The sequence below is a fragment of the Actinomyces sp. genome, assembly GCF_030524025.1.
In the GTDB taxonomy this organism is placed as follows: domain Bacteria; phylum Actinomycetota; class Actinomycetes; order Actinomycetales; family Actinomycetaceae; genus Actinomyces.
Genome location: NZ_JAUNHI010000001.1, coordinates 212,007 through 234,084 on the forward strand (window position 1 = coordinate 212,007; position 22,078 = coordinate 234,084).

At 72.2% G+C, this 22,078-nt stretch carries 18 protein-coding genes and 1 tRNA gene; 15 read left to right on the plus strand and 4 right to left on the minus strand.

Features of this window, described 5'->3' with window-relative positions:
* Window positions 1–21: 21 nt before the first annotated feature.
* The 5 genes from Q4C85_RS00880 to Q4C85_RS00900 all read left to right on the plus strand — a co-directional run bounded on the left by Q4C85_RS00880 (window position 22) and on the right by Q4C85_RS00900 (window position 5,207).
* On the plus strand, window positions 22–1,392 hold the full coding sequence (locus Q4C85_RS00880; protein WP_303138642.1) for a hemolysin family protein: 1,371 nt from the start codon (window positions 22–24) through the stop codon (window positions 1,390–1,392).
* Complete coding sequence (locus Q4C85_RS00885; RefSeq protein WP_303138643.1) at window positions 1,389–2,465, plus strand: hemolysin family protein; 1,077 nt, start codon at window positions 1,389–1,391, stop codon at window positions 2,463–2,465. The genes Q4C85_RS00880 and Q4C85_RS00885 overlap by 4 nt, the downstream gene beginning before the upstream one ends.
* Before the next feature lie 201 nt (window positions 2,466–2,666).
* Window positions 2,667–3,920 (plus strand): M23 family metallopeptidase, encoded by a 1,254-nt coding sequence (locus Q4C85_RS00890; RefSeq protein WP_303138645.1) that lies wholly within the window; start codon window positions 2,667–2,669, stop codon window positions 3,918–3,920.
* A 30-nt stretch (window positions 3,921–3,950) separates the two neighbouring features.
* Window positions 3,951–4,715 (plus strand): glycerophosphodiester phosphodiesterase, encoded by a 765-nt coding sequence (locus Q4C85_RS00895; RefSeq protein ID WP_303138646.1) that lies wholly within the window; start codon window positions 3,951–3,953, stop codon window positions 4,713–4,715.
* Between the two features lie 207 nt (window positions 4,716–4,922).
* The gene (locus Q4C85_RS00900) at window positions 4,923–5,207 is read left to right on the plus strand and encodes a hypothetical protein (protein WP_303138648.1); all 285 of its coding nucleotides are present in this window, start codon (window positions 4,923–4,925) and stop codon (window positions 5,205–5,207) included.
* Window positions 5,208–5,558: 351 nt separating this feature from the next.
* Here the strand turns inward: Q4C85_RS00900 and Q4C85_RS00905 are convergent, their stop codons facing one another.
* Complete coding sequence (locus tag Q4C85_RS00905; protein ID WP_303138651.1) at window positions 5,559–5,798, minus strand: hypothetical protein; 240 nt, start codon at window positions 5,796–5,798, stop codon at window positions 5,559–5,561.
* A gap of 56 nt (window positions 5,799–5,854) precedes the next feature.
* On the opposite strand from Q4C85_RS00905, the gene Q4C85_RS00910 reads away from it, so the two are divergent.
* From Q4C85_RS00910 to Q4C85_RS00920, 3 genes are all read left to right on the plus strand, one after another.
* A complete protein-coding gene (locus Q4C85_RS00910; protein WP_303138652.1) occupies window positions 5,855–6,724 on the plus strand; it encodes a HAMP domain-containing sensor histidine kinase in 870 nt (289 codons plus the stop codon).
* Window positions 6,721–8,349: an SLC13 family permease gene (locus Q4C85_RS00915; protein WP_303138656.1), complete on the plus strand. Its 1,629-nt coding sequence runs from the start codon at window positions 6,721–6,723 to the stop codon at window positions 8,347–8,349. Before Q4C85_RS00910 ends, Q4C85_RS00915 begins: the two co-directional genes overlap by 4 nt.
* Window positions 8,350–8,466: 117 nt before the next feature.
* On the plus strand, window positions 8,467–9,693 hold the full coding sequence (locus Q4C85_RS00920; protein WP_303138658.1) for a glycerate kinase: 1,227 nt from the start codon (window positions 8,467–8,469) through the stop codon (window positions 9,691–9,693).
* A 295-nt stretch (window positions 9,694–9,988) separates the two neighbouring features.
* Here Q4C85_RS00920 and Q4C85_RS00925 read toward each other — a convergent pair.
* Both Q4C85_RS00925 and Q4C85_RS00930 read right to left on the minus strand, forming a co-directional pair.
* Window positions 9,989–10,064, minus strand: a tRNA-Arg gene (locus Q4C85_RS00925).
* Between the two features lie 98 nt (window positions 10,065–10,162).
* Window positions 10,163–11,449, minus strand: a complete 1,287-nt coding sequence (locus Q4C85_RS00930; protein ID WP_303138742.1) for an Nramp family divalent metal transporter — start codon at window positions 11,447–11,449, stop codon at window positions 10,163–10,165.
* Between the two features lie 359 nt (window positions 11,450–11,808).
* Between Q4C85_RS00930 and Q4C85_RS00935 the strand changes: the two genes are divergently transcribed.
* The 3 genes from Q4C85_RS00935 (at window position 11,809) to lysA (ending at window position 15,256) form a co-directional block, all read left to right on the plus strand.
* The gene (locus Q4C85_RS00935) at window positions 11,809–11,970 is read left to right on the plus strand and encodes a hypothetical protein (RefSeq protein ID WP_303138661.1); all 162 of its coding nucleotides are present in this window, start codon (window positions 11,809–11,811) and stop codon (window positions 11,968–11,970) included.
* Window positions 11,971–12,084: 114 nt separating this feature from the next.
* Window positions 12,085–13,761: an arginine--tRNA ligase gene (argS, locus tag Q4C85_RS00940; RefSeq protein ID WP_303138664.1), complete on the plus strand. Its 1,677-nt coding sequence runs from the start codon at window positions 12,085–12,087 to the stop codon at window positions 13,759–13,761.
* 28 nt (window positions 13,762–13,789) lie between these two features.
* Window positions 13,790–15,256 carry a diaminopimelate decarboxylase gene (gene lysA / locus Q4C85_RS00945; protein ID WP_303138667.1) on the plus strand — a complete coding sequence of 489 codons (1,467 nt, stop codon included), beginning with the start codon at window positions 13,790–13,792 and terminating at the stop codon, window positions 15,254–15,256.
* A gap of 221 nt (window positions 15,257–15,477) precedes the next feature.
* Here the strand turns inward: lysA and Q4C85_RS00950 are convergent, their stop codons facing one another.
* Window positions 15,478–17,040, minus strand: a complete 1,563-nt coding sequence (locus Q4C85_RS00950) for a family 16 glycosylhydrolase (protein ID WP_303138670.1) — start codon at window positions 17,038–17,040, stop codon at window positions 15,478–15,480.
* A gap of 291 nt (window positions 17,041–17,331) precedes the next feature.
* On the opposite strand from Q4C85_RS00950, the gene Q4C85_RS00955 reads away from it, so the two are divergent.
* From Q4C85_RS00955 to Q4C85_RS00970, 4 genes are all read left to right on the plus strand, one after another.
* Window positions 17,332–18,657: a homoserine dehydrogenase gene (locus Q4C85_RS00955; RefSeq protein ID WP_303138673.1), complete on the plus strand. Its 1,326-nt coding sequence runs from the start codon at window positions 17,332–17,334 to the stop codon at window positions 18,655–18,657.
* Window positions 18,658–18,665: 8 nt separating this feature from the next.
* Complete coding sequence (gene thrB, locus Q4C85_RS00960; protein WP_303138676.1) at window positions 18,666–19,565, plus strand: homoserine kinase; 900 nt, start codon at window positions 18,666–18,668, stop codon at window positions 19,563–19,565.
* A gap of 197 nt (window positions 19,566–19,762) precedes the next feature.
* The gene (locus Q4C85_RS00965; protein ID WP_303138744.1) at window positions 19,763–20,911 is read left to right on the plus strand and encodes a CE1758 family FMN-dependent luciferase-like monooxygenase; all 1,149 of its coding nucleotides are present in this window, start codon (window positions 19,763–19,765) and stop codon (window positions 20,909–20,911) included.
* A gap of 22 nt (window positions 20,912–20,933) precedes the next feature.
* On the plus strand, window positions 20,934–21,818 hold the full coding sequence (locus Q4C85_RS00970; RefSeq protein WP_303138678.1) for a CE1759 family FMN reductase: 885 nt from the start codon (window positions 20,934–20,936) through the stop codon (window positions 21,816–21,818).
* The last annotated feature ends 260 nt before the right edge of the window (window positions 21,819–22,078 follow it).

The window sequence follows — 22,078 nt, forward strand, 5'->3', positions numbered from 1 at the left end:
CGACCCCACCCGGGGGCTCCCATGACCGACTGGCTCATGATCCTGCTGGGGGTCGTCCTCACGATCGGCACCGCCTTGTTCGTCGCCGGGGAGTTCTCCCTCGTGGCCCTCGACCCCTCGACCGTCGAGACCCGCGCGGCCGCCGGTGAGAAGCGTGCCGAGACCGTCCGCAGGGCACTGGGACGCCTGTCCACCCTCCTGTCCGGAGCGCAGGTCGGCATCACCCTGACCACGATCCTGCTGGGCTACACGATGCAGGACGCCCTGGCCGGCATGCTCTCCGGCCTCATGTCCCGCTGGATGGCGGAGTCAGTGGCCACGGGAGCGGCGGTCGTCATCGCCCTGGTCGTCGTCAACGCCTTCTCGATGCTCGTCGGCGAGCTCATCCCCAAGAACGCCACCCTGGCCGACCCCATGCGCGCCGCCGGGCTCGTCGCCCCCTTCCTCATGGGCTTCACCACGGTCCTCAGGCCAGTCATCGTCGTGCTCAACGACACCGCCAATCTCATCCTGCGCCGCATCGGGGTCGAGCCCGCCGAGGAGCTCTCCGGGACCCGCTCGGCCTCCGAGCTCGCCGCCCTGGTGCGCCACAGCGCTGCGGAGGGCACCCTCGACGTGTCGACCGCGGCCCTGCTCACGCGCTCCATCGGGGTCGGCCGCCTCACCGCCGTCGATGTCATGACCGACCGGGGGCGGCTGCACACCCTGGCCGAAGACGACACGGCCGACCGCGTCGTCGTCCTGGCCCGGGCCACCGGCCACTCCCGCTTCCCAGTCGTGGGGGAGGACTCCGACGACATCACGGGCATCGTCCACCTGCGCCGCGCGATCGCCGTGCCCTACGAGAGGCGCTCGGAGGTCCCCGTGGCCTCCTCCTCCCTCATGACCCCCGCACCGCGCGTGCCCGAGACGATGCCCCTGGCCAGCCTGCTCGTCGAGCTGCGCAAGACCGGCAGCCAGATGGCGGTCGTCGTCGACGAGTACGGAGGGACCTCCGGGGTGGTCACCCTGGAAGACGCCGTCGAGGAGATCGTTGGCGACGTCGCCGACGAGCACGACCGCCGCCGCGCCGGGGCCCGCCGCTCGGCCGACGGCGCCTGGCTGGTCCCGGGATGGACGCGCCCCGACGAGCTCGCCGCCCGCGCCGGCGTCCACGTCCCCGACGACGGTCCCTACGAGACCCTGGCCGGTCTGGTCATGACCGAGCTTGGACGCATCCCCGGAGTCGGAGACGAGGTCCGCACGCCCCGCGCGGTCCTGCGGGTCCAGGCCATGGAGGGCCGGCGCGTCACCCGCCTGCGCGTGCGCCCCCTCGACGACGAGGAGGGCTCGGCGCCCCCGGGCGGTGCCGACCGCGCCCGGCGCGGCGAGCGCGGGACGGAGGCGCGATGAGCACCCCCGCCGCCCTCGCCCTCACCGTCGTGCTCCTCGTGGGCAACGCCTTCTTCGTCGGTGCCGAGTTCGCCGTGACCTCCGCGCGCCGTGCCCAGCTCGAGCCCCTGGCCGAGGCCGGCGACAAGCGCGCGGCCACCGCGCTGTGGGCGCTGCAGAACGTCTCACGGATGCTGGCCACCGCCCAGCTCGGGGTCACCCTGTGCTCCACCGGCCTGGGCGTCGTGGCGGAGCCCGCCATCGCGCACGCCCTGACACCCTGGGTCGAGCGGCTCGGCGTCGGGCACGCCGGGGCGCATGTCATCGCCGTGGTCATCGCCCTCGTGCTCGTCGTCTACGTCCACGTCGTCGCCGGCGAGATGGTGCCCAAGAACCTGTCCATCGCCGCCCCCGAGCAGGCGGTGCGCTGGCTCGCACCACCGCTGGTGCTCGTCTCCCGCCTCTTCGGCCCGGTCGTCACGGTCCTCAACGGATTCGCCAACTGGGTCCTGCACCGCATGGGCATCGAGACCAAGGAGGAGGTCTCCGCCACTTTCAACGCCGCCGAGGTCGCCTCCATTGTCGAGCGTTCCACCGCCGAGGGGGTCCTGGACGACGACACGGGCCTGCTCACCGGGGCCCTGGAGTTCTCCGAGGAGACCGCCGGATCGGTCATGGTCCCCCTGGAGGACCTGGTCACCCTCACCGAGGGCTGTACCCCCGAGGACGTCGAGCGCCTCGTCGCCTCCACCGGTTTCTCGCGCTTCCCCCTGGTCACAGCCACTGACGGCCACGGCCCGCAGCAGATCACCGGATACCTCCACCTCAAGGACATCCTCCACGCCGAGGGGCGGGACCGGCGCCGGCCCGTGCCGACCTGGCAGGCCCGCGACCTCGTGCCAGTGCGTGCCGAGGACGAGGTCGAGGAGGCGCTGGCGGCCATGCAGCGCACCGGCACCCACCTGGGCCGTGTCGAGGACGCCGCGGGGACCACCGTCGGGGTGGTTTTCCTCGAGGACATCCTCGAGGAGCTGGTCGGCGAGGTCCACGACGCGATGCAGCGTGAGGAGCACCAGCGTCGGGACCGCGGGTGAGGGCGGTGGCACCCGGGAGGACCGCCCGCCCAGGCGGATCCGAATCGCCGTGAGCAACAGGCTTTCATACAATGTCGTAACCACACCGTGACCCCGGCGGCGTCTCGGTATGATGGTGCGCCTGGCACGCTGAGGTCATCGGCGGATATGTTTCCACACGCGATCCGGGTCGGATCGCCTCACCCTGACAGAGGAGCTGATGTGGCTGAGCAGCCCATGACGCGGCGCGAGCGGCGTGACGCCGAGCGCGCTGCCGCTGCCGCTGCGGCCGCAGCGCAGGCTCCCCCCAGTGGCTCGCCCGCGGCCGGGGCTGCGACCCGGACGGTGGCCGGGCTGGTCGTTCCGGCGGCCCCGAGCCCGGCCCCCGGTTCCCTGTCGGCCGCCACCCCGGCCACCGCCCCGCAGGCACCCGCCAGTGGCTCGCCCGCGGCCGGGGCTGCGACCCGGGCCGCGACCGGGAGGGCCATCGGCACCGGTGCCACCGTGGACAGGCGCAGGAGCCGGCAGGCCGCCACCGCCTCCGAGGCGGAGCGGCCCTCGACCGAGTCGCCGGCCGACTCCCACGACAGCACGCCGAGGCCCGCGGAGGCGCAGGACGAGTCTGTCCCCCCTCCAAGCACCTCAGCGGCACAGGCCTCGCGCCGGCGCGGCATCTCCGCCGTCGGGCGCGTGGGCATCCTCACGCTGCTGGCCGTCGCCACGGTCCTGGCCCCGCTCAGCTCACAGGTCACCGCGGGGGCCTCCGGCACAGCGGCGCTGGGCGCGGCCCAGGGTGCGCAGGAGTCCACCGCTCAGGCCTCCTCGGGACACTCCACCTCCGTGGCCGCCGCGGTGCTGGGCTCGGACGCCGACGTCGACTCGAGCACGGACACCGAGCTGTCCAACGTCCCCGACGCCGCGACCCTGGCGCGGATCCGCGCCGCCTACGAGAACGCCGCCGTGACCTGTGCCCCGCCGGCCTCTGGTGCCTCGGGCGACACGAGCGCCTTCACCACCGCCCCCGAGGTCTTCTTCCCCATGGTCGCCGGCACCTACGAGATCTCCTCGCCCTACGGCTACCGCCTCCACCCGACCCTGGGCACGATGAAGCTCCACGCCGGACAGGACTACTCCGCGCCCGTGGGTACCCCGATGTATGCCGTCGCCGCCGGTAAGGTCGTCACCGCGGGCATGGTGGATGGCACGGGGACGGTGACCATCGAGCACAACGTGGACGGCGAGACCTGGTACACCAGCTACCTCCACATGTACGAGGACGGCATCTACGTCACGGTCGGTGACGAGGTCACCGCCGGCCAGCTCATCGCCGGCGTGGGCAACACCGGCCGGTCCACCGGCGCCCACCTCCACTTCGAGGTCCGCACCAAGAACGATATGGCCGACTCCTCCACAGTTGACCCGCAGGCGTGGCTGGTCGAGCACCAGGCCGTCGAGCTGTCCACCGACTGCTCCTGAACGAGGGATCGAGCACCGACCATGGAACCCGTGGCTCCTCAAGGACCAGAGGCCCCAGCCCGCCGTCCCGCCGTCGTCGCCCACCGGGGCGGCGCCGATGAGACGCCGGAAAACACCCGCAGCGCCGTCGAGCACGTCGCCGCGCTCGGCCTGGACTGGATGGAGACCGACCTGCGCTCGACGGCCGACGGAGTCGTCGTCCTCGCCCACGACGCCGACCTGGTGCGCCTGTCGGGCTCCCCGCGCTCGATCGGGGAGATGGCCTGGGCGGAGCTGGAGCAGGTCGACGCCGGTGACGGCCGCGCACCTGCGCGCCTCGATGAGGTCCTCGACTCCTTCCCGGGCCTGCGGCTCAACGTCGACCTCAAGGAGTCCTCCGTCGTCCAGCCCGCCATCCAGGCGGTCCGCTCGGCCGACGCGCTGGACCGGGTGCGCTTCGCCTCCTTCTCCGCCCGCCGGCTGGCCATGCTGCGGCGCCAGGAGCCGCGGGCGCGAACCTCGTTGGGCGTGGGTGACGTCGCCGGCCTGGTCCTGCTGGCCGAAGCGGCGGTCCCCCTGCCCCGCACCCGCTGGAGCTGGAGGAAAGGGCGTGTCGACGCGGTGCAGGTGCCGGTGTCCTACCGCGGCGTGCCGGTGGTCACCCGTCGTTTCGTCGCCCACGCCCACCAGCTGGGCCTTGAGGTGCACGTGTGGACCGTGGACGAGCCCGAGGAGATGCGGCGGCTCGCGGCGCTCAATGTCGACGCCGTCATCACCGACCGCCCGACGCTGGCTCTCGAGGTCCTCGGCCGCTGAGACGCTCCGCCCGGGCGCGACACGCCGTCTGGGCGCGACACGCCGGCACCTGTCGGATTCATTGGATCCTCTCAGGGGTGATGGTCCACCGTTGCGCACCGTCCCGTCGAAAGGTGGTGACGAGGATCTCATTTCCTCGATGAGGTCTCGCTGAGAGTCCTCTTAGGGTCATTCACCCGGCGCCGGGAACGTGTGAACGTTGAGGTCATGTTGAAGCGCTACCTCGTCGTTATCGCCGCACTCGCCGTCCCCATCATCCTGGCCGTGGCGAGCCAGATGGTGTCCGCCCCCATCCCCGCCGCCCCGATCGACTCCACCCCGGTGTCGGTGCACGTGAGCGGTGCCTCCACCACCCAGCCCGCCCCGGTGAGCACCGCCCGCGAGATCCCCCAGGTTCCCCTGCCCGCCTCGACCACCATCGCGCAGAACGCCGTCCCCGAGGACGACGCCGTCGTCGACACCGACGAGGAGGTCGACTCCGATGAGCAGTGAGCCCCGCACCGCCGCATCTCCGCAGACCGCCAGAACCACCGAGCAGGCTCCCGAGACCACCCGGATGGGTGCGCGCTGGCGCATCGTGTGGTGGATCCTGGCGACCACCGGGCTGACCCTGCTCGTCGTCATCGTCTCCCTGCGCTCGGTCCTGGTCCAGCAGGTGGCCGAGGAGGCCAACGCCGAGATCCTCCAGGAGACCCAGGAGTTCCGCACCTTCGCGCAGCACTCCTCCAACCCGGCCACCGGGCAGCCCTTCAGCTCGGCCCTCGAGCTCGTCGAGAGCTACCTGGCGATCCAGACCCCGGCCTCCGGGGAGGTCCTCATCGTCGTCGTGGGGCAGGACGTCCTCTATGTCGACAACTCCCGCGACGACGTCGGCACATCCCTGGCCCAGGACCGCAGCCGTATTGACGAGATCCTCAACGACCAGGCGGTCTCGGGGATCGCCGACACCTCCGACGGGCCGATGCGCTGGGGGCGGGTGGAGACCACCGCGGTCAGCGCCACGGGCGCCCAGGAGGAGGCCGTCCTCATCGTCGCCCACTTCACCGCCGCGGAGGACGAGGCCGTCGACCAGGAGGTCCTCATCCTGTCGTGCATCGCCGTGGGGGGGCCTTGTCCTGGCCGCCGGGGTCGGCTGGCTCGTGGCGGGGCGGATCCTGGCGCCCCTGCGCCGGATGCGGGAGGTCGCCGAGTCGATCAGCTCGACCAACCTGTCCGGGAGAGTGCCGGTCACCGGCCGGGACGACATCTCCGAGCTGGCCGGGACGATGAACGAGATGCTCGACCGCGTCGACCGGGCCTACGTCTCCCAACGACACTTCGTCTCCGAGGCCAGGCGACGCATCTCCGGCCCGCAGGCGCGCGCTGCCCAGGCCGTGTCCGCCCTGGCCCAGGAGCCGGGCACCGTGCGCCACCAGGACCTGGTCATGCGCGCAGGCGTCGAGCTCGTGCGCATGCGCGAGGTCCTCGACGACCTCGACATCCTCGCCCAGGCCGACAACCCCGACTTCGTGCACCCCGAGGACGTCTCCCTCAGGGAGATCACCGCTGAGGCCTACGCCCAGGCGGTCTCGGCCGCCGAGGCCTACAACTGGCGACTGGGCTCCCAGGCCGTGGGCCGGGGTTACCTCGACCGTGAGCGCCTCCTCCAGGCCCTGGGCGAGCTCGTCGACAACGCCGCCTCCCACAACCCGCCCGGCTCGACCATCGAGCTCGGTTCGACGCTGTCGGTCGACGGCCAGTGGGTCTCCTTCTGGGTGGCCGACTCGGGCACCGACCTCGACGCCGAGCGGGCCAGGGACCTGTTCGAGCTCTACCGCTCCGAGAGCGACGACGCCGATGCGGGCATGGGCCTGGGCCTGGCGGTCGTGCGCGCGGTGGCCGACGCCCACCTTGGCAGCGCCTGGGTGGAGGTCGACCCCGCCTCCGGCACCCGATTCGGCCTCGACCTGCCGCTGACCGCGCTCGTGCCCACGCGCACGACCGCCTCAGAGCCCGAGGAGGAGCTGTGAGCACTCCGCCGAGCCTCGAGGTGACCCCGACCGCCATCCGGCGCTACGCGACGACGCCGCCGGCGGGCGCCCCCGCCGCCCCCCTCAGGTGGGGCAGCAGGCTGCCGGCCGCCGAGCGCCGCCGGTACCGCGGGCCTCGCTCCCGCACCGCCGGGATCCGGCCCCGCCGGAGCTGGCGCCGCCTCCTGCCGGCCGTTGCCGGCGCGGTCCTCCTCGTGGCCTTCGTGGCCTGGTGCACCTGGGAGGCACTCGGTTCTCAGGGCACCGCGGACACGGCCCTGACCCCGGCGGGCGCGATGACCCTGGCGGTCTTCGCCGTGGCGATCTGGCTGTGGGTCTTTTCCTCGGTGGGGGACACCTACGTCGCCATCGGCGCCGCGGTCGTGCTCGTCGTCATCGGGATGCTGCCCGCCGACACCCTCTTCCAGTCTCTGGGGGAGGACACGGTGTGGCTGCTTCTGTCGGCCTTCGTCATCTCGGCGGGGGTGACCTCCACCGGCCTGGCCACGCGGGTGGCCGTCTACATCGTCACGGGGGCCACCGGCCTGCGCCAGCTCGCTCACCTCATCACGAGCTTCCTCGTCGTGACCGCCTTCGCCGTGCCGGCCACCTCCGGGCGCGCCGCGCTGACCCTGCCGGTCTTCGTGGCCCTGGCCCGCTCCCTTGAGGGCCGCAGGCGGGTGGTGCTGGCGCTGTCCCTGCTCTTCCCCTCGGTCATCCTCCTGTCGGCGGTCGGCTCCTACCTGGGGGCGGGCGCCCACCTCATCACCAGTCAGATCCTCGAGGCCTCGGGTTACGAGGGCTTCTCCTTCGCCACGTGGCTGGTCTACGGCCTGCCACTGTCGCTCGCGTCCTCCCACGTATGCGCCGAGCTCATCGTGCGGATGTTCACCACCGGTGAGGACCGCCGCACCCCGATGAGCATCACCGCCGAGCAGGTCCAGGCCCACTCGACGGTCCCGGTGACCGGCCCGCTCACCGTCGCCCAGAGCCGGGCGGCCCTGCTCGTGTCCGCCGTCGTCGTCCTGTGGTGCACCGAGCCGGTGCACGGGCTCCACCCGGCGATCGTGGCGCTCCTGGGCGCCCTGCTCGTGGCCAGCCCCAACGTCGGCTCGGTGTCGATGGGCAAGGCGATCAAGGCCGTGCCCTGGTCCCTGCTGCTGTTCATGTCCACGACACTGGCCCTCGGTGCGGCCCTGGTCGAGACGGGCGCCGCGCAGTGGTTGGCCCACCGGGTGCTCGGGCCCGTGTCGGGGATGGGCGCGGCGGCCGGAACCGTCTTCGTCATCCTGGTCGTGGCCGTCTCGGCGGGCGCGCACCTCGTCATCCAGTCGCGTTCGGCGCGGTCGGCGGTGCTCGTCCCGCTGGTCGTCTCGCTGGCGCCCGGGGTCGGGGTCGACCCGGTGGCGGCCGCCCTGGCCTCGACAGCGGCGGCGGGCTTCTGCCACACCCTGACCAGCTCGGCCAAGCCCGTCACCCTGTTCTCCGACGTCGAGGACGTCGAGACCTACTCCCCGCGCCACCTGCTGCGGCTCAGCATGGTCCTCGGGCCCGTCGTCGTCGTCCTGGTCGTCCTGTTCGCCTTCGTCATCTGGCCCCTCATGGGTCTTCCCCTGTTCCGCTGAGGCCGAGCGCCCCCGTCCGCCCTGCCGCCAACCCGGTTGTCCGCCCTGCCGCCAATCCTGCTGTCCGCCCTGTCCTCACCTGCCCATGTCTCGGGCCGTCTTATAAGGAGAGCCATCGTGAACGCCGTTCTTCCCCGCACCGTCCTCATCGCCCCCTCCGGGTTCAAGGAGTCCCTGGACGCCAACGAGGTCGCCCGCGCTATCAGCGCGGGGGCCCGCCGGGTCGTGCCCGGCCTGCAGGTTGTCACCGCCCCCATCGCCGACGGCGGGGAGGGGACCGCACGCACCCTGGCCGAGGCCACCGGTGGCACGCTCGTCCCGCTCAGGGTCATCGGCCCGGTCGGCGAGGAGGTCGACTCCCACATCGCCATGCTCGGAGGCAAGGCCGAGGGCACCGCGGTCGTGGAGATGGCCGCCGCGGCGGGCCTGAGGCTCGTCCCCCGCGATCAGCGCGACCCCGGTGTCACGACGACCTACGGGGTCGGACAGCTCATCGCGGCGGCCCTCGACGCGGGGGCCGAGCGCATCCTCGTGGGCTGCGGTGACTCCGGCACCTCCGACGGGGGCGCCGGGGCGCTCCAGGCACTGGGTGCCCGCGTCCTCGACTCCCAGGGCCAGGACCTTCCCTGGGGAGGCAAGCACCTGAGCCGGGTAGCGCGCCTCGACCTGTCCGGGTTGCACCCGGCGCTGCGCGAGGGCCGCGTCCCGGTGGTCCTGGCGCTCAACCCCCACAACCTCCTCACCGGTGAACGAGGGGTCGCCCGTGTCTTCGGGCCGCAGAAGGGCGCGACCCCGGAGCAGGTCGAGGAGCTGTCCGCGGGCTTCGAGACCTGTGCGACGGTCCTGAGCCGGGACTGCCTCGAGTCGGCTCGGGGCACCGACTTCCACACCGGTGCGGGCACCGGCGCCTCCGGCGGCCTGGGAGCCGGGCTGGCTGCCGTGGGGGCCGCGCTGACCCCCCGCTTCGAGGCGCTGCTCGACTCCGGCCTGGCCGGCGTCGACCTGGACGGCCTGCTCCAGGAGGCCGACCTCGTCGTGACCGCCGAGGGTGCCATCGACTTCCAGACCCCGCGGGGCAAGGTTCCCGCCGAGGTCGCGCGCCGTGCCGCGGCCAAGGGGGTGCCGGTCGTCGGCCTGGCCGGCACCCTGGGGCGCGGCTGGCGCGACGTCACCGACATCGGTGTCGATGCGGTGGCCTCGATCGTCCCCGGACCCATGACCCTGGCCGAGGCGGTCGAGGGGGCCGAGTCCCTGTTGGCCGACGCCGCCGAGCGACTCATGCGCTCCCTGGTCCTGGGGGCGGCAGTGGCTGAGCGCAGCGCGCGCCGGGCGCGTACGGCCTGAGGCTCTCCCGGTGGCCCACGCGCGGGGCCTGGGCCACCGGGATGGCGCGGTGGCGGCGTTGCCCGAGTGAGGCACCCATCGACCGCGTCGCCCTATCTCTCCCCGAGATCGGGACATATGACCCCTCGAGATCGGTAGATATGGCACCTCAGATATGACACCTCGAGGTGCCATGAGGGTCGGTGTGTCCACTCGGCGCTCGCCGAGCACCCACAGCCGCCGGCCCCGGGGAAGCGATCATCGAGCAGGGTCCTCAATGAGCAGGCCCCCGCCGCGGGCGCAGACGGGGGCCGGGTGGTGCCCCGGACAGGATTCGAACCTGCGACCTTCTGCTCCGGAGGCAGACGCTCTATCCACTGAGCTACCGGGGCCCGGGGCGCGACTCTACCAGCGGATACCCCGTACGGAGAAACCGGGGGAGCCCTCCGAGGTGTGCGCCCGGTCTCGGCCGCCCACACGGCTCCTCCGGTCAGCCCAGGCCCGCCAGCGTCAGGACGACCAGGGCGAGGTTGAGGGCGACGATGAGCCCGGCAACCGCACGGGTCGTCCAGCGCAGCACCGCCCCGTCCCGCCAGGCCCCCATGACGGCGGCGGACCCCGTCAGCGCCGCCAGCGGGATAACGGCCAGCGGGATCCCGAAGGAGAGCACGACCTGGCTGAGCACGAGCGCGCAGGTCGGCTCGGCCCCGGAGGCCAGGATCGCCAGCGCCGGGAGGAGCGTGACCGCCCGGCGCACGAGCAGCGGAACGCGCACGTGCAGCAGCCCGGCCATGATCTCGGAGCCCGCGTACGCCCCGACTGAGGTCGAGGCCAGGCCCGAGGCCAGGAGGCCGACGGCGAAGATGACGCCGACCACCGGCCCCAGGTTGGCGGTGATCGCGGCGTGGGCCCCCTCGATCGTGTCGGTGCCGGTGGCCCCCGCCAGCGCCGAGGCGGCCAGGAGGAGCAGCGCGATGTTGACCGCCCCCGCCACCGCCAGGGCCCACACGACGTCGACCCGGGTGGCTCGGATGAGGCGCGACGTCGCGCTGCGGGCGTCGGGCTCCCCGGACCGCCCCGGCGTCTCGTGCTCGCCGGAGGAGTAGTGGTGGTCGCGCACGAGGGAGGAGTGCAGGTAGATCGCGTGAGGCATGACGGTGGCCCCGAGCATCGAGGCCGCCACGACCAGCGAGCCGGAGTCGCGCAGGCGCGGGACGATCCCGGCCGCCGCCGCCCCCCAGTCGGGGGGCGCCACGAGCAGCCCGCCGACGAAGCCGACGGTGACCACGATGAGCAGTGCCACGACCACTGCCTCGAAGGGGCGCTGGGACCGGCGTCCCTGGAGGGCCAGCAGCAGCATCGAAACCAGGCCGATGACGACCCCACCGACCGGCAGGGGCAGCCCTACGAGCAGGTGGAGGGCGATCGCGCCGCCGATGATCTCGGCCAGGTCGGTGGCGGCGGCGACGAGCTCGGCCTGGGCCCAGTAGGCCAGGCGGGCGGGCCGGCCCAGGCGGGCACCGAGGAGCTGGGGCAGGGAGCGTCCCGTGACGATGCCCAGCTTGGCCGACTGGTACTGGATGATGACCGCCATGGAGTTCGAGGCCAGGAGCACCCACACGAGCATGTAGCCGTAGCGCGCCCCCGCCGTGATGTTGGCCGCGACGTTCCCCGGGTCGACGTAGGCGACCGCGGCCACGAAGGCGGGCCCGAGCAGCGCCAGGAGCCGGTGCCGGGCCGGGGCGGGACGGGGGCGGGACGAGTGACGCGCAACGATGGCCTGGACGGCGTCGCTCACGATGGGCTCCTCCCACATCCTGTTTTCGGACACCCGAAATACTACTGCTCGACCGAGGTCTCCTTGACCCAATGGAGTGCGAGGTGTCAGTGCTCTAGCCACTAGACCGACCGGCGGTCGGTTTGAATGGGTGAACCCGCCCGCTACGACTCCTAAGGCAGCGCCGTGACACCTCGGTGAACAGCCCCGCGCCCGGCCGCAGCCCGTCCCCAGAACTTGCGGGCGGCCGGCCCGTCCGGCCCAGGCGGGTCGGGTTCAGGCCTGTCCCGCCTGGGCCGGACCGGGCCAACATCCGGGCAACCATCCGGTTGGGCGGGGGAGTGCGGGGGCATGCGGTCATGAGGCCACTGCACCTGCTCGTGTCGGTCCTGGGGGTCGTCGTCCTCGTCATCGCCCTGGCGGCCCACCGACGCCGAGACATCCTCGCCCTGCGCGTCTCGAGGCCCTCCGGGCATGAAGCCCAGCGGCCCGCGCCCACGGCAGCGGCAACCCGCGCCTGATGCGGAACGCACGGCCCGGTCTCAACCGCTCCCAGGGGCCCGGTCCCGGTGCGGGCGGAGGTCCGCGCCCCGGCGGGACCGCGGTGTCGCCGACCCTCGGCTACCCTGAGCCCCGTGACCCCAGAAGAGCTCGCTGAAGCGATCCGCACCGTCCTGACCTCCGCCGTGGGTGACGGCTCCCTCGACCTGTCCGCCGAGGAGGTGCCGCTGCCCCGCGTCGAGCGCCCCCGCAACCGCGACCACGGCGACTGGGCCACGAATGTCGCCATGCAGCTGGCCAAGAGGGCGGGTATGACCTCCCGCGCCCTGGCCGAGCTCCTCGCACCACGCCTGGCGGGTCTCGACGGCGTCGCCGGAGTCGAGGTGGCGGGCCCCGGATTCCTCAACATCCGCCTGGACGCGGGAGCAGCCGGTGAGCTGGCCCGTACCGTCGTCGAGGCGGGCGAGGCATACGGGCGCAACGAGACGCTGGCGGGCCAGCACGTCAACCTCGAGTACGTCTCGGCCAACCCCACCGGCCCGGTCCACCTCGGCGGGGCCCGCTGGGCCGCCGTGGGCGACTCCCTGGCCCGCGTCCTGGCCGCCTGCGGCGCCACGGTGACCCGCGAGTACTACTTCAATGACCACGGCACCCAGATCGACCGCTTCGCCGCCTCCCTGCTGGCCGCCGCCCGCGGCCAGGAGACCCCCGAGGACGGCTACGGGGGCGCCTACATCTCGGAGATCGCTGCGCGCGTGACCGCCGACGAGGTGGCCGCCGACCGTCCCGAGCCCGCCGGTCTCGACGACGCCGCCGCCCTCGAGGTCTTCCGCTCCCGGGGCGTCGAGCTCATGTTCGCCGGCATCAAGGCCGAGCTCCACGCCTTCCGCTCCGACTTCGACGTCTTCTTCCACGAGGATTCGCTGCACACCTCGGGTGCCGTAACCCGGGCCATCGGGACGCTGCGCGAGCGCGGCGTCATCGAGGAGCGCGACGGCGCCACATGGCTGCGCACGACCGACTTCGGCGACGACAAGGACCGTGTCCTCATCAAGTCCGACGGCAACCCCGCCTACTTCGCCGCCGACGTCGCGTACTACCTCGACAAGCGCTCCCGGGGCGCGGACTGCTCGATCTACCTGCTGGGGGCCGACCACCACGGCTACGTGGGCCGCATGATGGCCATGTGTGCCGCCTACGGCGACACCCCCGGGGTCAACATGCAGATCCTCATCGGCCAGATGGTCAACCTCGTCAAGGACGGCGCGCCCATGCGCATGTCCAAGCGCGCCGGCACGATCGTCACCCTTGAGGACCTCGTCGAGGCGGTGGGCGTCGACGCCGCCCGCTACGCCCTGGCCCGCTCCTCGATGGACTCCTCCATCGACATCGACCTCGACCTGCTGGCCTCCAGCACCAACGAGAACCCCGTCTACTACGTCCAGTACGCCCACGCCCGCACCCGCAACGTGGCGCGCAACGCGGCCGCGCACGGGGTGAGCCGGGAGGCGGGTTTCGACCCCGCCGCCCTGGCGGACCCGGCCGACGCGGCCCTGCTGGGCGTGCTCGCCCAGTACCCGGCGGTCATCGCGCAGGCCGCCCAGCTGCGTGAGCAGCACCGGGTGGCCCGCTACCTTGAGCAGCTCGCCGCCGCCTACCACACCTGGTACGGGGCGACCCGCGTCACCCCGCGCGGGCAGGACCCCGTCACTGCCGGGCACGTCGCCCGCCTGTGGCTTAACGACGCGGTCGGCCAGGTGATCGCCAACGGCCTGGGGCTGCTGGGCGTCAGCGCGCCTGACCGCATGTGACCGCCTTGTTGAGACCCCGAGGAGCACGATGAGCGACATGAGTGTCCCCGCCGGTGAGGCCCCGCTGGGTAGCCTGCTCGCCCCCGAGCCCGACGAGCGCCCGGACCTGTGGCCCTCGACCGCCCGGCGCGGCCCCGACGGCGCACTCGAGATCGGCGGGCGCGGCCTGGCCGAGATCCTCGACCGGGCGGCCACGCCCGTCTTCGTCCTGGACGAGGCGGACCTGCGTGCCCGGGCCGCCGCCTGGGCGGCGACGATGGCCGAGGAGTTCTGGCCCGGGTACGGCATGAGCGGGGGCGAGGCCTACTACGCGGGCAAGGCCTTCTTGACCACGCGGGTGGCCCGCACCGTCCTGGCCGAGGGCATGGGCATCGACACCGCCAGTCGGGTCGAGCTCGCCGTGGGCCTGGAGGCGCTGGGGCAGGTCGAGGGCCAGCAGGCCACCGGGCGCGCCACCCGCCTGGGCCTGCATGGCAACGGCAAGACCCTCGCGGAGATCTCCGTGGCCCTCCACCACCGTGTGGGGCATCTCGTGCTCGACTCCCACGAGGAGGTGGACCTGGCGGCCCGGGCTGTGCGCGACCTGCGTGCCGCGGGGGTCTACGCCCCCGAGGAGACCGGGTCGGTCATGGTCCGGCTGACCACCGGCGTCCACGCCGGCGGGCACGAGCACATCTCGACCGGCCACGAGGACCAGAAGTTCGGCGTCTCGGTGGCCACCGGCGCCGCGCTCGCGACCTGCCGCGCCATCGTCGCCGCCCCCGAGCTGACCCTCCACGGGCTCCACTCCCACATCGGCTCCCAGATCCTGGAGCTGGAGGGCTTCAGGCAGGCCGTCGGCATCGTCCTGCGCCTGCGCCACGAGATCGCCGAGACCACGGGTGTCCTGTGCGAGGAGATCGACCTCGGCGGCGGGCTGGGGATTGCCTACACGGGGCTGGACCCTGTGCCCCTGAGCCCGGCCGATCTTGCCCGGGCCCTGGCGCAGGCGGTGCGCGCGGGCTGCCAGGAGCTCGGGGACGCCATTCCCCGGGTCTCGGTCGAGCCCGGCCGCAGTGTCGCCGGCCCGACGACCGTGACGCTGTACACGGTCACCGGGCTCAAGCGCGTCGAGCTCGGGCAGGGGGCGAGCCGCCTGTACGTGAGCATCGACGGCGGTATGAGCGACAACATGCGCCCTGCCCTCTATGGCTCGGCCTACACCGCTCTTGTGGCCAATCGCCGCGCCGACGCCGGTGCCGGGCTCGTCCGGGCGCGGGTGGCGGGCAAGCACTGCGAGTCCGGCGACATCGTCGTGCGCGATGTCGACTTGCCCGGGGACCTGGCCGTCGGTGATGTCCTGGCCGTACCGGCCACCGGCGCCTACGGTCGCGCGATGGCCAACAACTACAACCTGTTCACCCGTCCGGGCGTGGCCTGGGTGGCTGACGGCGAGCAAGGGTGGCTGTTGCGTCCCGAGACCGTCGAAGACCTTCTGCGCCTCGAGGAGGACTGAGCGTCACCTGCTGCGCGCCCGGCCTCACAAGGGGGGCGCTGCCGGCCCGGCGTGCCCCAGGCCCGTGCGCGACCTGGGGACTGAGCCCGCCGGAGCAGGCAAAAAGAGAACCAGACCGGACAGTGTGGCACTAGAGCAGTAGCACTAGAGCACTAGACAGTATGGCCGGGCACTCCGTCAGGAGTGCCCGGCCATACTGTGCGGACCAGCCCTACCGGGTCTCAGCCCGGGTAGGCCCAGGCCCTCACGTAGTCGACGACGATGTCGCCCTGGTCGCGGGTCGTCTCGTCGGCCTTGCCCCAGTACTTGTTTCCGGCCTGCATGCAGAAGCGAATGTCCAGCTGGGTCCGGCCGGGCTGGAAGGCGGAGTCGTACAACTCATAGTCCTCGCGCCGCATGGCGACCAGAAGCTTGCCGTCGAAGTAGAGCCACGTGCCCTCGGGGGTGCGCTCGGCGGCCCAGGTGTGCCACTCGTTCTCGAGGTCGACACCGTCGGGGTTCTCGGCCGTGCGACCAGGAGGCGTCATCTCCTTGGCCTTGCGCTTGCCTGACGGGACCGACTCGTCGCGCGAGAGGTGGATCGTGCCCTCGCAGCGGTTCGTGGGGTCAACGTCCCAACTGGCAGCGTCCTTCGACCATCTGGGGTTCTTCGATCCGTAGGACTCGGCCATGTCGATCTCGCCCACCTGGTCCGCGCCGCCGTTGACCTCGGTGCTCATGAGCCAGCCTCCGCCCCACATGCCACGTGAGGTCGAGCCGTTCGAGGTGGTGCCGCTCGACGGGAAGCGTGCGCAGAACTCCCAACGCCCATACTCCTGGGTGAAGGGCTCGGACCCCCACTGGGTTGAGACGTAGCCCGTGGCCCACTCGCGCTTGCCGCCGTCGGGGCTGCCATGGGCGCTCTCCGGAGTGTCCAGGCGCTTCATCCGCACGTGGAGGGCGCCGTCAGCCACGAAGACGCACTCCTTGGTGGGGACACCCCACTCGTAGTCGAGGTAGCCGAGGTGGATGGTGCCCTCCTCCTTGAGGTTCGTCGAGGTTCCGATACCCCACTTGGTCGTGTCGAGGGAGGCGTCCGAGAAGGTGTCCTCGAAGACCGGGGCGCCGCCCCAGGCGGGCAGGTCGCGAACGCCGACCGCCGTGGTCTCCTGACCCACGATGATCTCGGGGGCCGCCACCTCGGCGAGCGAGGTGACCGTGGTGGTCACGTCGGTCAGGGTGAATGCCTCCTTGGCCTTGCGGGAGCAGTAGAAGGCCGAGCGTGCCGACCCCGCTTCCGTGAAGGGGTCCGAGGAGTCCGTGGCCGACACCGTCGTCGAGGCCTCCTGCGTGGGGCGAAGGACCGCGGTGAGCGCGACGGGAGATGAACCGGTGACGTCGAGGGTCAGCGTGGCGCCGGCGGGCACCGTCGATGCCACGGTGGTCTTGGCCAGGAGCGTCGCGTCTCCGTTCACCGTCTTCTCAATGGCCAGGGTCGTCTTCCCCTTGGAGCGGTAGAGCAGCGCGGCGTAGAAACTCCTGCCCGAGCGCCGTCCGATCGAGCGGATCCACACGGTGGCCGGTGCGCTCTCGAGGGACGCGGAGAACGCGGTCTCGATGCGCTGGTCCGCGTGGGGCGCCTCAGCGTCATAGGTGGTGTACCGTCCGGGCTCCGCGACGACGGTCTGCGGCGTTGCGGTGGAGCCATCGGTCTCGGCGGCTGCGGCCCGTGGCGCGGTCGCGGCTCCGAGCGTTGCAAGAAGCGCCGCGGAGGCCGACCATCCCAGGAGGGTGCGGCGGGACATGGCGGCGGTGGGACAGAGATCTGTCGACTTGTGGGTAGTGCGTGTCATGGTTCCTGATCGCTCGAGGAGCGTGCTGTGTGTCGTGATTCCGGTCGGGCGATGACGCTACGCCTCATCGCGGAGGCTCAATGTAATGATTGGGTAACGATCCTGTCCACTTGAGGCGTGGATCAAGCGCAGGTCAGGGGTGTTGTGCTTCTCGGTGGAGGGCGACGGCCCGGCCGGGCCGCGGCACCTATGCTGTGCGGTGTCCTGTGCCGCACACGGCACCGCCCTCCTGGAAGGTCGTCTATGACTGACACCACCTCTTTTGAGCAGCCGGCCCCGTCCGTGCTGAGGCTCGGCGTCCTGGGCGCGGGCACGGTCGGCACCCAGGTCATCCGTCTTCTGCGCGAGCAGGCCGAGGACTTCGCCGCCCGCTCCGGCGCCCGCCTGGAGATCACCGGCGTGGCCGTGCGGGACCTGGCCGCCCCCCGCGACCCCGCCGTCCCACGCGAGCTGCTCACCGACGACGCCACCGCCGTGGCCACGGGCAACGACCTCGTCATCGAGCTGATCGGCGGCATCGAGCCCGCCCGCAGCCTCATCCTCCAGGCCCTCGCCTCGGGGGCCAGCGTCGTGACCGGAAACAAGGCGCTGATCGCCGCCCACGGTCCCGAGCTCTACGCCGCAGCCGCCGCGGCCGGCACCGACTTCTACTACGAGGCCGCCGTCGCCGGCGCCATCCCCGTGGTCTACGCCCTGCGCGAGTCGATGGCGGGGGACCGGGTGACCAGCGTGCTGGGCATCGTCAACGGCACGACCAACTACATCCTCGATGAGATGAGCACCAAGGGCCTGTCCTTCGAGGCGGCCCTGACCACCGCCCAGGAGCTCGGTTACGCCGAGGCGGACCCGACCGCCGACGTCGACGGCCTCGACGCCGCCGCCAAGGCCGCCATCCTGGCCTCCCTGGCCTTCCACACGCGGGTCGGCATTGACGACGTCCAGGTCGAGGGCATCCGCGACATCACCGCCGAGGACATCCGCGAGGCCCGAGCCTCGGGCTGCGAGATCAAGCTCCTGGCCATCGCCCAGCGCCGCGAGGATGAGCACGCCTCGGGTGTCTCGGTGCGGGTCCACCCCGCCCTCGTGCCCGTCGAGCACCCCTTGGCCAGCGTCCACGGCGCCTTCAACGCCGTGCTCATCGAGGCCGAGGCCGCTGGGCCGCTCATGTTCTACGGCCAGGGCGCCGGCGGCGCCCCGACCGCCTCGGCGGTGCTTTCCGACGTCGTGGCCGCCGCCTCTCACCGTGTCGACGGCGGCCAGGCCCCCCGGGAGTCCTTCTACGCCGACCTGCCGGTCCTCGGCCCCGAGGCGGCGGTGACCCGCTACCAGATCCAGCTGCGTGTCGACGACCAGCCCGGCTCGCTGGCGGCGGTGGCGGGCGTCGTCGCCGACAACGGCGTGTCCATCGACTCGGTGCGCCAGAGTGCCTATGTCGGGGCCAGTGACGCCATTGTCACGATCGTCACCCACCCGGCGGCCGTCTTCCATCTCGACGCCGCCGTTGACGGGCTGCGCGCCCTGGAGCGCGTCGACCACGTCGTGTCCGTGCGCCGCGTGGAAGGCCTGTGAGATCGCTCATGAGACTGGCGAACGAGCGCGCCGCCGTGCGCGTGCCGGCCACCACCGCCAACATGGGGCCCGGCTTCGACTCCTTCGGGATGGCCTTCCGCTACTACGACGAGGTCGAGGTGCGCCCGGTCGTCGGGCCGACCTCGGTGACGGTCGAGGGGGTCGGTGCCGGGACCGTGCCCACCGATGACTCCAACCTCGTCGTGCGGGCGCTGCGGGCCGGGCTCGACGCCGTCGGCGCGCCCCAGGCGGGCTTCGAGATGCGCTGCGTCAACCGCATCCCGCACGGTGGGGGGATGGGCTCGTCGGCCAGTGCGGCCGTGGCCGGGCTCATGCTCGCCCGCGGCCTGCTCTCCGAGCCCGCCGCTCTCGACAATGATCTTGTGTTCGCCCTGGCCACCGGTTTCGAAGGGCACCCCGACAATGTCGCCCCCGCCGTCTTCGGCGGTGCCACCGTGGCCTGGACAGATGCTCAGGGGGTGCCGCACTGCGCCCCCATGCCGGTGGATGCCTCACTTCCGGTGAGCCTGCTCGTCCCTCCGGCGACGACGCGGCTGAGCACCGAGGAGGCGCGCAAGGTCCTGCCGGAACGCGTCCCCCGAGCCGACGCCCTGTTCAACACCTCGCGTGCCGCGGTGCTCATGCTTGCCCTGGCCGGCCGGCCCGACCTGCTCATGGCCGGTACCGAGGACAGGCTCCACCAGGACTACCGCCGCGAGGTGCTGCCGGCATCGATGGCGGTGATGGACTCTCTGCGTGAGCAGGGGTACCCCGCGGTCATCTCCGGGGCTGGGCCGACGGTTCTTGTTCTGGCCGACCTGGCTCAGCAGACCAGGTTCACCCTCGAGCGCCACGGCTGGACCGTGCTGCGCCCCGGGATCGACGCCGTCGGAGCACGGCTCATCTGAGGCCGCAGCCGGTCATCCTCCACCGGCCTGGGGGTATGACCGGGCTCTCACCGACCAGTGGTTGAAGATTCAAGTAATTGGTCCTATGGTCGTACCAGAACCGAGAAAGGAACGCCATGAACACCCAGGACCCCACCACCACGAACGCGACCCCCGCGACCGTCCCGGCGCCGGCCTTCGCACCGGCGCCCCATGCCATGCACTTCGGCATCTTCACCGTCGGGGACCTCACCGTCGACCCGGCCACGGGTGCGGCGCCCAGTGAGCACCAGCGCATCAAGAACACCGTGGAGCTGGCGGTGGCCGCCGAGGAGCTCGGCCTCGACTTCTTCGCCACCGGCGAGCACCACAACCCGCCCTTCGTCCCCTCCAGCCCGGTGGCCCTCCTGGCGGCGGTCGCTGCCAGGACGGAGCGCATCTTGCTGTCGACGGCCACGACCCTCATCACGACCAACGACCCGGTGCGCCTGGCCGAGGAGTATGCCTACCTTCAGCACCTGGCCGACGGCCGGGTCGACCTCATGATGGGGCGGGGCAACACCGGCCCGGTCTACCCCTGGTTCGGCAAGGACATCCGCAAGGGGATCCAGCTCGCGGTGGAGAACTACGACCTGCTGCGCACCCTGTGGGCCGAGACGAACGTCGACTGGAGCGGGGAGTTCCGCACCCCTTTGACCGACTTCACCTCGATGCCCCGGCCCCTGGACGGCGTGGCGCCCTTCGTCTGGCACGGGTCGATCCGCAGCCCGCAGATCGCGGAGCAGGCGGCCTTCTACGGCGACGGCTTCTTCCACAACAACATCTTCTGGCCCATCGAGCACACCCGGCGGATGACTGACCTGTACCGCGAGCGCTTCGAGCACTACGGCCACGGCCCGGCCGCGCACGCCTTCGTTGGGCTGGGCGGCCAGATCTTCTCCGGCGCGACCGAGCGCGAGGCGGTGGAGCGCTACACGCCCTACTTCCGCAACTCCTACGTCTACCAGGGCGCGTCCCTGGAGGAGATGACGGCCCACACCCCCCTGGCGGTGGGCACGCCCGAGCAGATCGTCGAGAAGTACCTGACCTACCGCGACGCCGTGGGCGACTACCAGCGTCAGGCCTTCCTGCTCGACATGGGCGGGGTGCCTCATGTCGAGGTCATGCGTCAGCTCGAGGTGCTCGGCACCCAGATCGTCCCCGCCCTGCGCGCCGAGCTCGAGGGATCCCGCCCCGCCGGAGTCCCGGACGCTCCCCTGCACCCCCGCCACCTGGCCGCCCTGACCGATGGGCAGGCTCCTGCCGAGAAGCCTTTCGCCCTGGCCGAGCACTACAACCCGCTGACCGGTCGGCGGACCACGGACTGAGCCGGGCAAGGAGGCGCAAGACATGAGTGACATGACAGGGACAAGCAGGAATGACATGGCAGGTGGGGCCGGGTCCCTCGAGGTCGGCCCGCCCGGAGCCCGGCCTGCGGTGGCCTCGCTGCCAGGGCTCGCACCCGAGATCCAGGTCGCAGGCGCGCAGGCCCTCGAGCCGCCCGCCTCGGGTGTTCCGGCCGCCGGCCGTGCCTCCGTGGACTTCGTCGGCGAGTATGGCGAGGGCTCCGACGCCTACGACCACACCCAGATGGGGCGCTTTGCGCGGATCGTGGCCCTCCACGCCGGGATCGGCACGCCGTCGACCTCGGCGATGCTGGCCGAGCGCCTGGGGGAGGCCACCCGTGCGGCCCTGGAGGCGCGGTCTCGGATCGCCTCGGTCCAGGTGGTCGCTCTGCGGCCCCTGGCCGGCGACATCGCCCTGGCCGCAGTCGGCGGGCCGGTCAGCGCCGATCTGCAGGAGGCGATCGATGCTCTGGCGGCGGCCGACGCCGTCATCGCGGTCTCGCCGGTCTTCCAGGCATCGTACTCGGGGCTGTTCAAGAGCTTCTTCGACATCCTGCCCGAGGGCACGCTGCGCGCCGCCCCGGTGCTCATGGGGGCGACCGCCGGAACAGCCCGGCACTCGCTGGTCACCGAGTCGGCGCTGCGACCCTTGTTCGCCTACCTCAAGGCGATCCCGACCACCTTGGCCGTCTTTGCCGCCAGCGAGGACTTCGGGGCCTCCTGGGAGAGTTCGGGCGCCGCTGACCAGGGGGTCGCTCCGCTGGGGGAGCGGATCGAGCGGGCCGGTGAGGAGCTGGCCGGGCTCGTCGAGCGCTTCCCGCGTCAAGCCCCGGTGGACGCCATGGGCGACTTCACGCCGATGGAGGCGCTTCTGCGTCGAGGCCGCTGAGCGGAATCGCCGTGGCTCGCGGTCCGGCCCCGCATGTTCTGCCCGGCACGACCCGTCGTGCCGGGGCGAACAAGCGGGGCGGGGGCGCGGGGGGGTCGCGGTGGGTTCGCGGGAGGCGCTCGGGGGGGGGGCGGGGGGTGGTTTTGCCCCCCCGTCGGGGTGCCAACACCCCCACGACCTTCGCACGGGGTCATGCCCGGCGGCGCCGATCCTCGACGATGCGCCGTGCGGCAGGTCTGAGTGACGCCTCTCGCACCCGT

Bases quoted from the DNA above. Each gene is read 5' to 3' on its own strand.
- Q4C85_RS00880 (WP_303138642.1), top strand. From the start codon at position 22: ATGACCGACTGGCTCATGATCCTGCTGGGGGTCGTCCTCACGATCGGC.
- Q4C85_RS00885 (WP_303138643.1), top strand. From the start codon at position 1,389: ATGAGCACCCCCGCCGCCCTCGCCCTCACCGTCGTGCTCCTCGTGGGC.
- Q4C85_RS00900 (WP_303138648.1), top strand. From the start codon at position 4,923: ATGTTGAAGCGCTACCTCGTCGTTATCGCCGCACTCGCCGTCCCCATC.
- Q4C85_RS00905 (WP_303138651.1), bottom strand. From the start codon at position 5,798: ATGAGGACCTCCTGGTCGACGGCCTCGTCCTCCGCGGCGGTGAAGTGG.
- Q4C85_RS00935 (WP_303138661.1), top strand. From the start codon at position 11,809: ATGAGGCCACTGCACCTGCTCGTGTCGGTCCTGGGGGTCGTCGTCCTC.
- lysA (WP_303138667.1), top strand. From the start codon at position 13,790: ATGAGCGACATGAGTGTCCCCGCCGGTGAGGCCCCGCTGGGTAGCCTG.
- Q4C85_RS00950 (WP_303138670.1), bottom strand. From the start codon at position 17,040: ATGTCCCGCCGCACCCTCCTGGGATGGTCGGCCTCCGCGGCGCTTCTT.
- Q4C85_RS00955 (WP_303138673.1), top strand. From the start codon at position 17,332: ATGACTGACACCACCTCTTTTGAGCAGCCGGCCCCGTCCGTGCTGAGG.
- thrB (WP_303138676.1), top strand. From the start codon at position 18,666: ATGAGACTGGCGAACGAGCGCGCCGCCGTGCGCGTGCCGGCCACCACC.
- Q4C85_RS00965 (WP_303138744.1), top strand. From the start codon at position 19,763: ATGCACTTCGGCATCTTCACCGTCGGGGACCTCACCGTCGACCCGGCC.
- Q4C85_RS00970 (WP_303138678.1), top strand. From the start codon at position 20,934: ATGAGTGACATGACAGGGACAAGCAGGAATGACATGGCAGGTGGGGCC.